A 14,631-nucleotide genomic window follows, 5' to 3' on the forward strand; every position below is an offset into this window, starting at 1 on the left:
GGAGGTACCGGGAATGACGGTCTTATCCCCACCCCGCCCTGACGTCATCGACCGCGCCCTGCGCGACGCCAGAACGTGGTGCGCGGGACACACCATCGATGACCGGCCGGCGCTGGTCCACGCGGTCCGCGTCGCGGTGACCGTCGGCAACCACGTGCCCGCGCCACCACCGGAGGTGATCGCGGCGGCACTGCTGCACGACGCACCCGATCTCGCCCCGGCCACACTGGACGTGTACCAGGCCCTCACCGCCAGCTACGGGCCCGAAGTCCCGCGGATCATCGCCGCGCTCCAGACCGAACACCGGTCCCTCGACGAACCAGACCCGCCCATCTGTGTCGATGACCCGCCGGTGCTACTCGCCTCCACCGCCGACAAGATCGTCGCGCTGACATCGCTGCTGAGGCGGGCCCGGGCCAGCGGAGACATGACCGGGTTCTTCACCCAGCGGCTGATGCTGTGCGGGCTGCTTCCGCACTTCCGCGCCTTCCAACAGGCGGCCCACCCACGGGTCCCGGCCAGTATGTCGGCGCACCTCGACGCCGTCCTCACCCGACTCGAACAGGTCACCGCCGGTATCCCCGCAGCGGGGCTGCGGTGAACACCCCCAGGCTCGACGAGCGCCTCGTCGCGCAGCTGCGATGTGACCTGCTCACCGCGGCGCGGCGGGTGCCGACCGGGCGGCAGGCCATCCAGGAGTGGGAGCTGTCCACCGTTGAGCGGCTGTTCTTCGCTGACGGCAGCAGCGTGATCTGCAAGGTCGCCGCCAGACCGTTCACCGGCGAGGCCACCGTCCTGCGGGCGCTCAACACGCAGGAAGCCCCAGTTCCGATGCTCCACGGCTACGCGATGCGCCCCCAGACGCTGGGCATGCTGATGGACGACCTCGGCGACCCGCTCCGGGCAGCGACCGCAGCGGAAGCCGCCGCAGCTGCCCGCCGGGTCCACACCGCCGCAGGCATCACCGGCCTGCCCACATTCGACCAAGAGAGCCTGACGCAGCTGCCCGGACAGGCACTCGACGCGCTGACCGCGCTACGCCGTCAGGAACGCTTCCCCGACTCCGGCCCGATCGAGGAGTTGCTGCAGCGGCTGGCCGCCGCCGCACAACGCAGAGCCGACGGTGCCGAACGGCCACCCTTCGGGCTGTGCCACGGCGAGTTCCACCGCAGCTCGCTGCACGTCACCCGGACCGGATGCCGCCTCCTCGACTGGGCGAAAGCATTCACCGGACCGGGCCTGCTCGACCTGGCGACCTGGTTCGGCACCCGCACACCACCCCAACCCCGTCTACTCACCCGACTCATCCGCGCCTACGTCGCCGCCGGCGGGCACCCGGACGCGAAAGTCGACCGGGGCGGCCTCCCCGCCGCCCGGTGGGCGCTGGGCTGGCACCGGGTCTGGGCGGCCTGGTGGTTCCTGACCACCACCGCCGCCGGCCACCACCGCCCCGACACCGACCGGCATCACGTCCAGGTCGTGCTCCGGCAGCTCCACGGGGCCGCACAGCTGCTCGGAACAACACAGCCCACCAGCACCGCCCGTCCACCACTGGAAGCGGGAAGCCCATCGTGAAACGACTCATCACCGACACCCACGCCTCATCCTGCTACTTCCGCACCTCCGTGGGCGGGGACGGCCGCAAGGCGCTCGTGCAGATCACCGAGCGGTGCAACCTGCACTGCGCCCACTGCTTCGTCTCCTCCACCGCCCAAGGCTCAGATCTGACGCTGGAGAACTTCACCACCCTGGTCCTGCCCCGGCTGCTTGACGCCCGGGTGGAGCGCATCACGCTCACCGGTGGGGAGCCGTTCGTCCACCCCGACCTGATCGCCATGTGCCAGGTCGTGGTCGACCGAGGGCTGCCGGTGGGCATCTGCACGAACGCGACGCAGACCACCGACGAGGACATCACCGCCCTGGCCGCGTTGGGCAACGTCCACATCAACGTGTCCTTCGACGGATTCCGCCCCGAAAGCCACGGCAAGTTCCGCGGCGACCGGTCGTCGTTCACCACCACACTCGCCACCACCCGCAAGCTGGCCGAAGCCGGCCTGCTTAAGGGACTCCTGTCGACACCCAATGCGCTGACCATGCCGGAGGAGTTCGCCGACCTGTGTGCCTTCGGTGTCCAGGTCGGCGCCGAATACGTGTTGATGAACCCGCTGTCGTCCTTCGGACGAGGGTGAAAAGCCGCGCACGACTGGCCGCCACCACGGCGACGATGAACGCCATCCGCGCGGTCACCAAACGCTTCGCCGACCAGCTCGACCTGGTGCGGATCCGCTTCCCCAACGACGAGTTGCCCCTGGGCGGCTGCGACGCCGGCAAGCTGATCTACGTCTTCGTCGACGGGCAGGTCGCGATCTGCCCCTACCTCGTCTTCGCCGCCCGCACGCCGGTCTCCCCACACCCCGACACCGAGTTCCTCGCCGGCAACATCCTCGCTGCGGACATCACCGCCAACCTTGACGGCCACGACTTCCACACCCGCTACCAGCCCGGCGGGAATCCGACCTGCGGCACCTGCGCGATCAGCGGGCAGTGCGGCAAAGGCTGCCCCGCGGCGGTCGTCGCGAACGGCAGACGCATCGACGACGTCGACACCGACCAATGCCCGGTCACCCCACACAGCCGGCGCCTGCTGCCACTCGCCGAGAGGTGATCAGCCTGTTCATCGCCATCGAAGGCCCCAACGGGGTCGGCAAGAGCACCATCGCCCGCCACCTCGCCGACCGCCTCGCCGACCTCGGCCCCACCGGCGTACACCTGACCGCGGAACCCACCCGCACGCCGCTGGGCCAACTCCTGCGCCGCCAGGAAGACTTCCTCCACGGCAAGGCCCTCGCCCTCGCGCTCGCCGCCGACCGGGCCGCGCACATCGAGAACGAGATCATCCCCCGCCTCGACGACGGCTTCCACGTCGTCACCGACCGATACGTGGCATCATCACTGGTCCTGCAACGCGTCGACGGCCTCGACCTGGACGAAATCTGGTCCTACAACCGGTACGTCCTACCCGCCACCGTCATCTACCTCGAAGACGACCCCGACGTCATCCGCGCCCGACTCGACGCCCGACCACACCTGACCCGCCTCGAACGCGCCGGCTCACCCGAACAAGAACTCACCCACTACCGCGACGCGGCCCGACACCTACACCGGCAGCAATGGCGCCAACACACCGTCGCCTGCAACAGGCTCACCCCCGACCAGGTCGTGACCACTATCCTCGGCCTCCTACCCGCCGACCTGCCCCTCACCAGCGAGGCCCCGCAAACGTGCTGTCCGTCCTGACGATCAACGTGCAAGCCGCCGCACCAGCCCGCGCGCAGCGACTGCTCACCTGGCTCCTGAACCGCGACGACGACGTGATCATCCTGACCGAGACCAGCAACGGCCCCGGCACCCGACACCTGCTCACCGAACTGGGCGCCGCCGGCCTCACCGTCACCCACCAGCACTCACCCGACAGCGACCGCGGCTGCGCCATCGCCACCCGCGTCCCAAGCCGACCCGCCCCACACCTCACCGCCGGAATCAGCCTGCCAGGTCGAGCCCCCGCCGTCACCCTCGACACCGAACCCGCCATCACCGTGCTCGGCCTGTACGTGCCCTCCAGCGACCGCGCACCCAACAAGGTCGCCAAGAAACGCACCTTCCTCACCACCGTCCAAGAAACTCTGACCCGGCTCGCCACGACCGACCGGGCTCACCTGGTGGTGGGCGGGGACTACAACGTCATAAGCCGCGACCACCAACCGCGCTACCCCGGCTTCCTCGCCTTCGAGTACGAGTTCCTCGACACCCTCAGCGACCTCGGACTCGCCGACATCCACCAACACCTACACCCCGGCGTACAGGCCCACAGCTGGATCGGCCGCGGCGGCAACGGATACCGCTTTGACTACCTTCACGCCGGGCCTGGACTGCAACCCCACCTGTCCACCGCCACATACCTGCACCAACCGCGCCTGGATGGTCTCACCGACCACGCCGCGCACACCGTCAACATCGACGTCTGGGCCGCCGTCAGGCGCAGTGCCGCGATACCGACGCTGTTCTGAAAGGCCGTGCGTCCCCTGGACCTTTTGAAGGGCTCGACGGTGCGGTGCCAGGGGCCGAGACGGCGGTAGGTGCCCCGAAGAACCGACCCGCTGTGGGTCGGTTCATCCCGCTTCCCAGCGTCTCGCTGCACAGTTCGGATGACACGGATGCCGGTACTCTTTCGGGCGAGGCCGTTTGCTAGACGGAGGACACGACGTGCACCGTGAGTCATCTTCGACAGCGCCCGCGCAGCCCGTAGCCTTCCGAAGCCTCGACGGGCTCCATTTGGCGGGGACATATGTAGCGGCGGCGCCATCGACTTCGGTCGCAGTGCTCGTACATGGCGGCGGTGTCACCCGGGAAGAGGGCGGTTTCTTCGCCCGCTTGGCGGACGGACTGGCCGCAGGCGGTGTCGCGTCCTTGCGGTTCGACTTGCGGGGCCACGGTGAGAGCGAAGGGCGCCAAGAGGATCTGACTATCTCCGGCGTGCTCAACGACATCCGCGCCGCGCTGACACATGCCAGGACCCTCACCGGCTCGACGCCGGCGCATCTGCTCGGTGCCAGCTTCGGCGGTGGCATCTGCGGCTTCTACGCCGCGCGGTATCCGAAGGCGCTGGCGAAGCTGGTTCTGATCAACCCTTTGATCAACTACAAGAAGCGTTTCATTGACGACAAGCCGTACTGGACCGACGACCAAATCGATGACGATGCTGGACGCCAGCTGTTGCAACAGGGTTTCCTGCCGCACTCGCCGACGTTCAAGCTCGGTCGCCCGCTGTTGAACGAGGTGTTCTACCTGCGACCCGATCAAGCGGTCGATCAGATCAAGGTTCCGACGCTGGTGCTGCACGGCACCGCTGACACGTTCATCCCCGTGCAGAGCTCCCGCGACCTCATCGAGAAACTGGCTGGCCCGGCCGAGTTGATCGAGATCGAAGGAGCGCAGCACGGGATCGCGGCGCACGACGATCCCCAGTACCTGGACCCGCGAACCCAGGCTTGGCAGGCCGCGGCGATCCAGTCGATCACCGAGTGGTTGTCCTGACTACACCGCATCCATCAACCGCAGAAACTCGTGTACGGCTGGGCGGGCTTGCCACGGTTGGAGGCGACGACGCAGGCGGAACAGTTCTCGGAGCGTACGGGCCGATCCCGCAGCCGAGGCTGCGCCGATCGCCGCTGTAGCGGCCCGCGCCGCATCGTCGGGACGATGCACGGCCACCAGGGTTTGAGCCTTCAGCGTGGAAAAGTAGGCGAGATCGCGGGCGGAGAACACGGTAGGCGTCAACGTCGACCCATAGATCTCGACGGCTTGCTCCGGGCGCCCGGATTCCCCGTAACAGATCGCCGTCTGCACCTTGAATAGAACGGTGTCATAGTGAGCCGCCAACGATGTGCGGTCCTCGGCGGCGAGGTCGAGAAAGTCGCGGGCTTCCTTCAACATGTCGTCGACTTGCCGCTGACCGGTGCCGAGCATCGCCAGACCGCGAGCCTGCTGCTGTACAGCCTCCGCCATGACCCGCGCCGGGAGTCGCCATGGCCCTTCCCGCGCTGCCCGGGCCAGTCCGAGCATCCTGGCGGCGTCACGGTCGTCCCATGCTGACTGGCTCTTCTTGATCAGCACGTAGCCCGGCATCGCGAAGTCGGCGGCCTCCATGGCCCACTCCGCTGCCCGGTCGCGCCAGTATTCCGCCGGGGACGGCTGACCGCAGTCGCGGTACAGCCAGCCGGCAAACTCGGCCGCCCGGGCACCGACGGCGAGCAGCGGCTGCCTCACCTGCGGCTTCGCGTCACGTGCGGAGTGCTGGACCAAGGCCACGATGCCCAGCACTCCGGGTAGCGCGTGCCGTGGACCGTGGACACCGTCGTCAGTGACGCATCGGTCCAGTCCGTTGTCGAGGTATCGGACCAACCCGGCGTCCAGGTAGCGGTGGGCATCGCGTGTCACGGCATGAAACCGGTCGAGATCATCGAGAGCTAGCGCCGCTGGGCCGAGCGTGTGGACTGCCGCAAGCAGACCACCCTTTCGCCCCGAAGCGTCCGGCCTGCGGTCCCGAAGAGGCGATTGCCTGTCGGCATCTTCACGGTCTGCGTAATCCGGACCAGAGGGCCACGGCAGACCACGAAGGGCGGACGAGCGGTCCACCTGTCGGGCACGGGCCTGCATTCGGTCGTAGTCGGCGACCAGCGCGCCATCGGTGTCGAGTATCTGGTCGCAGCGGACCCAGAACTCTCGACTTACGCTCTGTCGGCCCAGCTCGACGTTGGCGACGGTGCTGCGCCCGTACAAGGTCAACGGCGCCAGGCTGTTCTGGGTGTAGCCGGCGGCCTTGCGCAACCCTGCCAGTTTGCGCCCAAGCGCGAGGCGGGCTTCGCGGACCTCTTGCGGCGCGCTGGACATGGGCTGGCTTCCTGCATGCGCGGGTACGGGGTGTTGTCACAGTAGCCGGATCCTGTAGTGATCGGCAGCCCCGCCACCCCCGGGCCGGCCAGCATGCCTCGGACGGTGCGCCTGCTAACCGGCGGGTTGGCGGCGACTAGGCTGCTACGACGTGACCGCTATCCCGGAAGCAGTGCATGAGGTCGAGGTCAAGTATCGCGTGGGCAACGAGGCGGCGTTGCTGGCGGCTCTGGCAGCTCACGGGGTTGTGTTGTCCGACGCGGTAAGCCAGGACGATCAGGCATACGCGCCGTCGGCGTGGCGGTACGGCATGAGCAAGATCGGGGTGCCGTTCGCGCGGCTGCGCACCCAGGATGGCCGGCACCTGTTCACCGTCAAGCGGCCGGTGGACAACGAGATGGCCTGTCTGGAGTACGAGACCGTGGTGGCCGACCGGGGGCAGATGCATGCCGCGCTGGTGACGCTGGGCTTCACGCCGACGGTACGGATCGTTAAGAGGCGTCGTACTGGCCGATGGGGTGAGGTGTCGTTGTGCCTGGACGCTGTCGAGGGGCTGGGCGCGTTCGTGGAGGCAGAGGCGTTGATCGGTACCGAGGAGTCCGGCCGGGCTGCCCAGGAGCGTCTGGACGGCTTGGTTCGCTCGCTCGGGGTGCCGGTGGCGCGCACAACGGACACGTACGACTCGTTGCTGCGGAGCGCGGCGGCAGCTGGTTAGAACAGCGGCGTGGCGTCGAGTCCCAGGCACCTTGTGTTCGAGGTGGTTGTGTCCCGTCGTTGTGCGTCTCTACGCTGCGGCGATCCGCTGTGGAATCGAGGCGTTGAGCGGGGGTGGTGAAGTGTCGCTGACCGACAGTATCGGTGTCGACGTGCAGTCGATGACGGCGGGTGTGGCTCGGGCGCAGCAGGAGGCGGCAGCGGCCGACCATGGTCTCGAGCAGATCGCCGCTCGGGCGGTGGCCTCCGGTTTCGTCGGTATCACGGCGGGGCTGGCTCGGGTGCGGCAGATGATCGGGCAGGCCCGATCCCGGCTGGCAGAGGCCACGGACGTTCTGGGTGAAGCGTCCCGGGCGGTGGGCTCGGTGGGGCGGCAGCCCTCACCGCAGGAGACCATCGCCGCCCTCGCACCGGTGGTCGCGGCGCTGACGACGGCCGAGGGCAGCGTGACGGCGGCGGCGTCCGCGGTCGACGATGCGCGGCGGCTGGCCACGACGGCGCTACAGGGCGGGCAGCCCGGCCCGACGCTGGCGCGCCTGCAGCAAATACTGCAGATCCTGGCCGCCGTCCGCGCCCAGGGGACTACGGCCCGGCAACACGTCGACGCGGCACTGGCACAGGCCAGACAGGTCGGTGACCTGGGAAACTAGGGCTGGGCGGCGGAAGCGACACCAGCCGACCGCCCGCCACACCTCCAGCGGCCGATGCTCCGGCACGACCCCAGCACGATCCCGGTGGTGACGTGGGTGGACCGACCGGACAACCGACGGCAGATGTTCCACGACCTGTCGGCCCCCACTGGGTGCCAGCCGATCCGGCGACCCTCCCCGAACGCGTACGCCATGCCGTCGACCGTTTCCAAGCCCGCCCCACCGGCACGACCCGGCCCACCATCGGCGTGTTCAACGGCGAGGAAATCTACTCAGGAGGTGGCGACCGGTCCCTGGCCGCCGACCTGGACCACGATCCGCTACGCGGACCGCCAGTCACCTTCTACGATCATGCAGAGTCCAAAGCCGCCGCGCGAATGCGCTACACCAACGCCCGAGAAGGCGACCTCGCGATCGACAACACCGTCTGCGGCAGCAACGACCGAGACCAGAGCTACCCCTGGACCTGCGACAAAATGCTCCCCGCCATCCTTCCGGCGGGTAGCCGCCTACGCGTGTGGGTCACCCGCGACGGCGGAACCACATGGTGGCACCGTGTCTACACCGGCACCGGAGAAAGGATCACCCCGTGACACTGCTGCTACGCGACTACCACGGTCACACCTACGACGCGACGAGCCCCGACGACGCCGGACACTGGTTCGACGAACAGACCCAGACGATCATGCCCCACGGAGGATACGGACAAACCCTCACGATCGGCACCAACAACACGCCGGCCCTCCGCATCGACATCGACATCGACGCCCACCGCGCAGCAGTGCAGTGGCTACCCGACGGCAGCTACGCCACCGAACACGAACCCGACACACCAATCACCGTCTACGAATCACCCGACACCGGCCTAATCGACATCTCCCCCGAACTCGCCCGAGTGACCCCCACAACAGCCCGAGCAGCCCTCATCGAATACGCCGCCACACGCCAACGACCCACCACCATCGACTGGGGCTACCGAGACCAGTCCCCTTCATGACCCGCCGCATGCTGGACGAATCGGCGCGCCGCGTCTTGTGCGTTCAGGACACCCCGGCCCCCGTATCGCCGTTGTAGACCAGCAAGGCGGGGCTTCCTGCCCTACACAGCGAACACCTCGATGGCCGCCGCGACCTACTCTACCTGCTCCGCTTCGCCAACCAGCAGGGCAAGCACTGGTTTGGTCTACCCCGGACCCACCCGCGACCACACCAACGACCGCTACCGCATCGCCCACACCCACGGCGACATCACCCCGCCGTTGGCCACCTGGACCCCCGCGACCGTCACCTGTCAGCAAGTCGGCGACGGCCACTACCGCGCCATGGTCGCCGCCGACTACGCTACCTGCGACGTGACTGGCTGCTGTGCCGCTTCCCCCGCTTCGCCGTGGAAACGCATGGCCACCCACCTTGCCGACCTTTAACAGCAATATGCCCGGGGCGAACGCCCTCGTCTGTGGTTCGACGGCAGCGTGGCAATCGTCGAATGGGAGCACGACAACGGCATCGACACCCACTGGATAGAGGAAGGTCGGCTCGCGCCGGACAGCAATGGCTGCTACGCCATCGGCATCTATCGCTGGCCTTGGACCCTGGCCACCAGTCGGCTTCGCCGATCGAACACGCTTAACGGGAATGATGCCAAGCTATCGTCGCGCTCCGGCCACCCATCGCGACAGAAGGTGCTGAGCTACGGCGACGACGATTGACCCCCAAATGCCAAGCGATACACCAATGAGAAAGACACCTTGATCTGAGTACGACTCTTGATCAGGGTTCAGCAATTCCCACTTGAGCCTGCCGACCGCATCCGTTGTTGACCACTGCAGGCCATAGTCCATCAGGGATGCTGGAGGATCCACAGAAGCAACCTGATGCGCAAAGCTGTTTCGATGGACGAGCGCAACGCTTATTTGTGTCGCTTTTGGTCTAGTCCACGTGCCCTTCGTTCCCGTGATTGCCACGGGCCCTACGAGCCTTGCATTGATTGGCGGGAGATAACCTCGCTCTCTCCCGCGGCCGCTCACTTGGACGGCGTGAGACAAATAGCCCTCAACGGCTGGCGCCTCCAGGAGCTGCGCCGCCAGCAAGGATGGCTGCGGGTTTTCGCCCACGACGACCACGCTCGGTTTTTCCTTGATCGCTAGGTAGCGCGTCTCGGGCGTGGTAGTGAAAGTGCCCGGCTCCGGTGCGGATGTGTGTGCGCGACTAGAATCGCGGCCTCGCTTACTGGAGAACGCCCAGCTACCTTGCGCCACTAACGCGTACCTGGCGTTACGGTTATTGAGTGCCACCGCAACACGAATTGAAGGTTGATCTCCTTCGGGGTCTGACACTACGACGCTCAGTTCCGCCTCTACGTCTGGTTGGTCGACTACAAGATACAGACCACCGGACGCAATCGGAGGGGATGGCGTTGATGCAAGTCTGCTATACCACGTCAATCCAAGGATCGGCATCGCAACCAGTGCTGTCGCGGTGACCACGGCAACGATCACGGATCGCCCGGTGTGATTCGTGGTCGTTTGCGTCCTGTCAGCAAGGTCGGTCGTGGCTGAGGAGGGCTCCGTCTTCGATTCGGCCGACGTGTGGGGCCCGCCGCGTTCGAAAGCCACCTGCTCGGCCGCCTTCGGAGACTGACCGGCGGCGGCTCGATGTCGCCTGCCGGCACGTCCCAGTAACCACCCCACAGCAAGGCCACATCCGGAGGCCGCCAGGAGTCCGGCCATCTTCCTCAGCCGAATCATGCGCAGAGACCGTATACCGGCTCGGGGGTCATCTCACGGGTATACCGCACGGTGGACGCCACACGCACGGCAGTGACGGCCGCCCACGTCGGCGGCGGGATAGCCGCGCCGGACGGGAGACCGCTCGGCAGTTGCGGGCACAGGGTCATCACGCGGCATCCGCACCGTCCGCTCACATCTGCGCCGGCGCGCACCTGCGACGTACGACCCCTGTGGACGACTTGATTTCAGCGCAGAGTCAAGTGCCTATCGGTGCGGTCACCGCGGGCGGATCCGCTGGCGGTAGGACGGCTCCCCAGGCCATGGCGGGATGCCGGTGGTGACCACCACCGATCCGCTCGCCTGAAGGAGCACCTCGGCATAACCACGACCTCGGCATAAAATGCGCTCCACACGCAAGTCGCTGTCAACGCCGCCTCAAACGGGGCTGACCAGACTCAACCAGGGTCAGCCACGGCTGGGCCAACTACTTCCGGCACGCCGTCGCCAAGCACACCTTCCACACCCTGGACCGGTTCGCCTGGCAACGGCTGATCACGATGCTCATGCACCGGCACCGCTGGAACTGGAAGGCCGTCCGCAGACAGTTCACCACACCAACCGGCAGGTGGACCCCCATCACCGCGGACGGGACCGAGCACCGACCGATAGCGGTCATCCCCGGTGACCCGCTACCGCCGACGCGCGATCCCCACCCCCTGGCCCACACCCAACAACGCCTGACGACAGCAACCGTGGAGAGCCCGTTGCGCGGAAACGCGCACGGCGGGTTCGGCGAGCGGCCTGGAGAAACGGATCAACGGCAACGCTGACACCGCGCTCCAGTCCGACTGGACTAGTCAGAATCGGGCAAAACACCTCTATAGCTATCGTGGGCCTCTATAACGTGCTGGGTGAGCTGCCCTCCGCCCGCACGGAGAGCGTTTGTTTCTGCAGGTCCAGGCGTTGGACCCCGCAAGCCGACCACGGCCAGCGGCCGGTGAACAGCTGTCATGCCGGAACAGTCGCGTCCGTGCTCACAGGGGGCCGAACATCCGAGCACCATCGGAGCACCACACGGTCAACTCACCGTCACGCCTGACGTGACCACTGTGGTCCGGCTGAAACTTCTTGCGCAGCCGAGATGAAGGTCCCTGATCCTACCGGTCCGGCCAGGACAACTGCGGCCGGCCGTGGACCTGCCGGCTACCCATCTCCGTCGCCACTCACGGACGGACTTCTCCGAAACCCGCAGCTCAGAAGCGATCTGCGTCGTCGATATGGACTCCTCGAACATGGACGCGGCCTGGATCCGGACCTTCTCACGCCGGACCCGGGCTGCCGCGTTCATGCCACCACCAGCCGGATATCTCATCACCCCGACCTACCCAAACCATCGACGCAGATCACACGAACACGTCGAAGGACGTCAGCCTTTCAACCTCTTGTAGGGCGCTGGTGGCCGATGCGCTGGTGGCTGCGGTGACCCGGGAGCAGGTAGTGGCCCTGCGGTCCTTCCTCGCCGAGCTGGACCGGGTCCGTGGCGTCGACCCACCGGTGTCGCTGAGAGCGCGAGATCCTGACCGTCTTGCAGGCTGGCTGACGCGTCAGGGCACGGTGTCGTCGTGACCCTTCAGCAACCGTGAACTGGGCGGAAGTCACGCATTGCTGCACGTCATGTCGGCCCGGCGTCCCACGCGGCGTTCCCGCCATGCGGCGTGTTGGTCAACGCATGTCTCCGAGTGTCTGATGCATGTGCATCGACGGAACCACTATCCTACGGTCGTGACCTCCACTGTGGCCGTTAATCAGTCCTTCGCCGCCTTTGATCCGCTACAAGTAAAGGGCCGGCTAGAAGACAGCCTGGCAGCGCAGCGGGCCCTGAGGCGCGAGATCGAGAACATTTTAAGCTCGTACGTAGGATGGTACGACCCATTCTGCGAGCTAGTCCAAAATGGGCTAGACGCTCTGGAGAAACGGGCACGCGACGAAGAGTTGGCGGGAACAAGCGGCAACTACTCACAACAGCTGCGCATTATTGTTGACCTGGACGAGAATCAGTTGACAGTCTCCGACAACGGATGCGGCATGACCTATGAAGAGTTTCAGCGTTTCCTAGCGCCGAATTTCTCATTCAAAGAGGAAGCCACGTCGCGTGGCCATAAAGGTGTCGGAGCGACATACCTTGCCTACGGGTTCAATTATCTCCGAGTGCACACCCGAGGGCTTGGAAATGAGTCTTGCGGACGAATCCTAGGCGGCCGCGCATGGCTGAAAGGGCCGAGCAGCAGCGATGCTCCGCTCGTTGAACCCGATCCAAATCCCGACATCGATGACAGCTTCCGAGAGATGGATCGAGGCACATCTGTAACCGTTCGCTTCGACGGGCAAACGCAGCCGAGAAAACTAAGTTGGCTGTCTGCCAGAAACGCAGAAACATGGCTTACTATCCTGAGGGTGAAGACCGGGATCGGCTCTGTAGAACCGGCGTCGGACAAGAAGGTCGAAGTGGTTTGCATCGCCGGTGGGGAAATCTCGACTTCAACCACTGGCGGCATTTCTTATCTCTGGCTGCACGAGGAGAAGAGCAAGTCCGCTCGCATCAGAGATGTAGAGCAGAAGGCATCTGAGTTCTTCGAGAAGTATGGGCCTTCAAAGCCGTTGCCGAACGCATATCGGCAGCTTGACTTCATATATGATGAGTATGACCCAATCGACTGCAAGAGAATTCTTGCCCCTGACGTGTTCACAGAGCACCAGGAGGTAATCGAAACACACAAGCCGACCATACGGGTTGAGTATGGCTACACCACCAAGCTCTGGAAGGTGTTCAACGAGAAGTTGGGCGTCCGAGGCAACATGCAGGTGCTGAAGGCAGGAATTCAGCTTGCTGCGAACGGGATGCCGCAGGGCGACGTAATTCAGGTTCCCTTAACCAGGTATACCGGTCGACAGAATCAGGTCCACCTCCTCATCCACTTTAAGAACTATACCCCGGACCTTGGCAGAAAGGGCTTCGCCAAGCCGCTTGTCGATTTCGCCACCGATGTCGCTGTTGCAATTGTCCAAGGGCCAATCACGCGGCTACGCTCCAGCATGAAGCGTGACTCCGGCATCGCCCCCGATCTCGATCGAGAGCTTAAGCTTGACGACTGGAAGGAGGAGATGATCAAACATGAAGCAGCTTCACCCCTCCTTCTTTCTTCTGAACACTTCTTCGCCCCAACGAAGCGAATTAGCATCACCTCCACCCCTACGCGTGAGCAAGATGCGATCGCCCTGTTTCATGAGATCATTTCCGGCGGGGTGGTGCGCGGCCTATCCATCATGTCGACGAACGAGCGATTCAAGTACGACAGCCTCTTCCGGATCAATTTTCAGCACGATCGCGAGTTACTTGAATTCGACGAGGACAGCAATCCGCTGGGCATCGATGCACAGGTGCTTGATGGACTTCACGGAAAAGTTACTCAGCCCAAGGTGCTGGAATACAAATATTCTGTCGATGGTCTACTCAACGACCTAGATGCACAGGAAAAGAATCTCAAGGACATCGATCTGTGCGTGGCATGGAAGATGGGCGAGCAGTGGCGGGAGAGATTCGCAGTCACTTCTCTTCTGCTGCCGGAAAACGTATCTCAGCGTGAGTACCATGGAGTAACCCACGTTCTTCAAGATCCTGACTCTGGCGCACGTCACTGCGACCTCATTATCCTCGAAGACCTCGTGTCACTTCTCATGGACGCCCCAAGAACGCACGAAGCGCAAAGAGCGAACTACGAGTGAGCGGCGGCGCCCCTCCAAAAGAAACCATGTACTACTAAACGCCAATGTGCGCTGGCGCTTGTACAGCCAGACCTTGCTCGTGTCACCGACTCTCCTCAGCATTCGCGCAGCTCGCAGCGCATTGGGTGGAACGGGTGACGCTGTCGGCTCCGCCTGAAAACTGACCCCGTGGTTCCGGCTGAATTTTGACCCCTTCCGGAAGCATCGGGAGGTGCTGAGCGTGGAGGACTGGGCGGAGATCCGTCGGTTGCACCGGGCGGAGCGGATGGCGATCAAGGCCATCTGTCGTCGGCTGGGGGTCTCGCG

Annotated in this window: 18 protein-coding genes; 16 read left to right on the forward strand and 2 right to left on the reverse strand. The window is 65.2% G+C overall.

Features of this window, described 5'->3' with window-relative positions; translation table 11 throughout:
- The first annotated feature begins 13 nt into the window (after positions 1-13).
- The 7 genes from EG812_RS28600 (at position 14) to EG812_RS28630 (ending at position 5,094) form a co-directional block, all read left to right on the forward strand.
- The gene (locus EG812_RS28600; RefSeq protein WP_126713434.1) at positions 14-601 is read left to right on the forward strand and encodes an HD domain-containing protein; all 588 of its coding nucleotides are present in this window, start codon (positions 14-16) and stop codon (positions 599-601) included.
- The gene (locus EG812_RS28605; protein WP_126713435.1) at positions 598-1,575 is read left to right on the forward strand and encodes a phosphotransferase family protein; all 978 of its coding nucleotides are present in this window, start codon (positions 598-600) and stop codon (positions 1,573-1,575) included. The genes EG812_RS28600 and EG812_RS28605 overlap by 4 nt, the downstream gene beginning before the upstream one ends.
- Positions 1,572-2,189 carry a radical SAM protein gene (locus tag EG812_RS28610; protein ID WP_233579690.1) on the forward strand — a complete coding sequence of 206 codons (618 nt, stop codon included), beginning with the start codon at positions 1,572-1,574 and terminating at the stop codon, positions 2,187-2,189. The genes EG812_RS28605 and EG812_RS28610 overlap by 4 nt, the downstream gene beginning before the upstream one ends.
- A 35-nt stretch (positions 2,190-2,224) precedes the next feature.
- Positions 2,225-2,665 carry a radical SAM protein gene (locus EG812_RS28615; protein WP_126713436.1) on the forward strand — a complete coding sequence of 147 codons (441 nt, stop codon included), beginning with the start codon at positions 2,225-2,227 and terminating at the stop codon, positions 2,663-2,665.
- Positions 2,662-3,297: a dTMP kinase gene (gene tmk, locus EG812_RS28620; protein ID WP_158632572.1), complete on the forward strand. Its 636-nt coding sequence runs from the start codon at positions 2,662-2,664 to the stop codon at positions 3,295-3,297. The genes EG812_RS28615 and tmk overlap by 4 nt, the downstream gene beginning before the upstream one ends.
- The gene (locus EG812_RS28625; RefSeq protein ID WP_158632573.1) at positions 3,282-4,067 is read left to right on the forward strand and encodes an endonuclease/exonuclease/phosphatase family protein; all 786 of its coding nucleotides are present in this window, start codon (positions 3,282-3,284) and stop codon (positions 4,065-4,067) included. The genes tmk and EG812_RS28625 overlap by 16 nt, the downstream gene beginning before the upstream one ends.
- Before the next feature lie 310 nt (positions 4,068-4,377).
- The gene (locus EG812_RS28630) at positions 4,378-5,094 is read left to right on the forward strand and encodes an alpha/beta hydrolase (RefSeq protein ID WP_126713439.1); all 717 of its coding nucleotides are present in this window, start codon (positions 4,378-4,380) and stop codon (positions 5,092-5,094) included.
- On the opposite strand, the gene EG812_RS28635 is transcribed toward EG812_RS28630, so the two are convergent.
- Positions 5,095-6,450, reverse strand: a complete 1,356-nt coding sequence (locus EG812_RS28635) for a helix-turn-helix domain-containing protein (RefSeq protein WP_126713440.1) — start codon at positions 6,448-6,450, stop codon at positions 5,095-5,097.
- 151 nt (positions 6,451-6,601) lie between these two features.
- Here EG812_RS28635 and EG812_RS28640 point away from each other — a divergent pair, with 151 nt between their 5' ends.
- The 7 genes from EG812_RS28640 to EG812_RS29845 all read left to right on the forward strand — a co-directional run bounded on the left by EG812_RS28640 (position 6,602) and on the right by EG812_RS29845 (position 11,372).
- Entirely contained in the window at positions 6,602-7,165 is a 564-nt protein-coding gene (locus EG812_RS28640) for a class IV adenylate cyclase (RefSeq protein WP_233579692.1), read from the forward strand.
- Between the two features lie 121 nt (positions 7,166-7,286).
- Complete coding sequence (locus tag EG812_RS28645) at positions 7,287-7,814, forward strand: DUF6244 family protein (protein ID WP_126713441.1); 528 nt, start codon at positions 7,287-7,289, stop codon at positions 7,812-7,814.
- A 152-nt stretch (positions 7,815-7,966) separates the two neighbouring features.
- Complete coding sequence (locus tag EG812_RS28650; RefSeq protein WP_158632574.1) at positions 7,967-8,407, forward strand: DddA-like double-stranded DNA deaminase toxin; 441 nt, start codon at positions 7,967-7,969, stop codon at positions 8,405-8,407.
- The gene (locus EG812_RS28655; protein WP_158632575.1) at positions 8,404-8,811 is read left to right on the forward strand and encodes an Imm1 family immunity protein; all 408 of its coding nucleotides are present in this window, start codon (positions 8,404-8,406) and stop codon (positions 8,809-8,811) included. The genes EG812_RS28650 and EG812_RS28655 overlap by 4 nt, the downstream gene beginning before the upstream one ends.
- Positions 8,812-8,931: 120 nt before the next feature.
- Positions 8,932-9,237, forward strand: coding sequence for a hypothetical protein (locus EG812_RS28660; protein WP_126713444.1), 306 nt, complete (start codon positions 8,932-8,934; stop codon positions 9,235-9,237).
- 48 nt (positions 9,238-9,285) lie between these two features.
- Complete coding sequence (locus EG812_RS28665) at positions 9,286-9,522, forward strand: hypothetical protein (RefSeq protein WP_126713445.1); 237 nt, start codon at positions 9,286-9,288, stop codon at positions 9,520-9,522.
- Between the two features lie 1,544 nt (positions 9,523-11,066).
- The gene (locus tag EG812_RS29845) at positions 11,067-11,372 is read left to right on the forward strand and encodes a hypothetical protein (RefSeq protein WP_233579693.1); all 306 of its coding nucleotides are present in this window, start codon (positions 11,067-11,069) and stop codon (positions 11,370-11,372) included.
- Positions 11,373-11,620: 248 nt separating this feature from the next.
- Here the strand turns inward: EG812_RS29845 and EG812_RS30210 are convergent, their stop codons facing one another.
- Entirely contained in the window at positions 11,621-11,914 is a 294-nt protein-coding gene (locus EG812_RS30210; RefSeq protein ID WP_126713446.1) for a helix-turn-helix domain-containing protein, read from the reverse strand.
- Between the two features lie 410 nt (positions 11,915-12,324).
- Between EG812_RS30210 and EG812_RS28680 the strand changes: the two genes are divergently transcribed.
- Both EG812_RS28680 and EG812_RS29025 read left to right on the forward strand, forming a co-directional pair.
- On the forward strand, positions 12,325-14,325 hold the full coding sequence (locus EG812_RS28680) for an ATP-binding protein (RefSeq protein ID WP_158632577.1): 2,001 nt from the start codon (positions 12,325-12,327) through the stop codon (positions 14,323-14,325).
- A gap of 211 nt (positions 14,326-14,536) precedes the next feature.
- The coding region (locus EG812_RS29025) for a helix-turn-helix domain-containing protein (RefSeq protein ID WP_148113823.1) at positions 14,537-14,631 on the forward strand (95 nt) is incomplete at its 3' end.

It is taken from the genome of Verrucosispora sp. FIM060022, assembly GCF_003977705.1.
Lineage (GTDB): Bacteria > Actinomycetota > Actinomycetes > Mycobacteriales > Micromonosporaceae > Micromonospora > Micromonospora gifhornensis.

Bases quoted from the DNA above. Each gene is read 5' to 3' on its own strand.
- EG812_RS28600 (WP_126713434.1), top strand. From the start codon at position 14: ATGACGGTCTTATCCCCACCCCGCCCTGACGTCATCGACCGCGCCCTG.
- EG812_RS28615 (WP_126713436.1), top strand. From the start codon at position 2,225: ATGAACGCCATCCGCGCGGTCACCAAACGCTTCGCCGACCAGCTCGAC.
- EG812_RS28635 (WP_126713440.1), bottom strand. From the start codon at position 6,450: ATGTCCAGCGCGCCGCAAGAGGTCCGCGAAGCCCGCCTCGCGCTTGGG.
- EG812_RS28660 (WP_126713444.1), top strand. From the start codon at position 8,932: ATGGCCGCCGCGACCTACTCTACCTGCTCCGCTTCGCCAACCAGCAGG.
- EG812_RS30210 (WP_126713446.1), bottom strand. From the start codon at position 11,914: ATGAGATATCCGGCTGGTGGTGGCATGAACGCGGCAGCCCGGGTCCGG.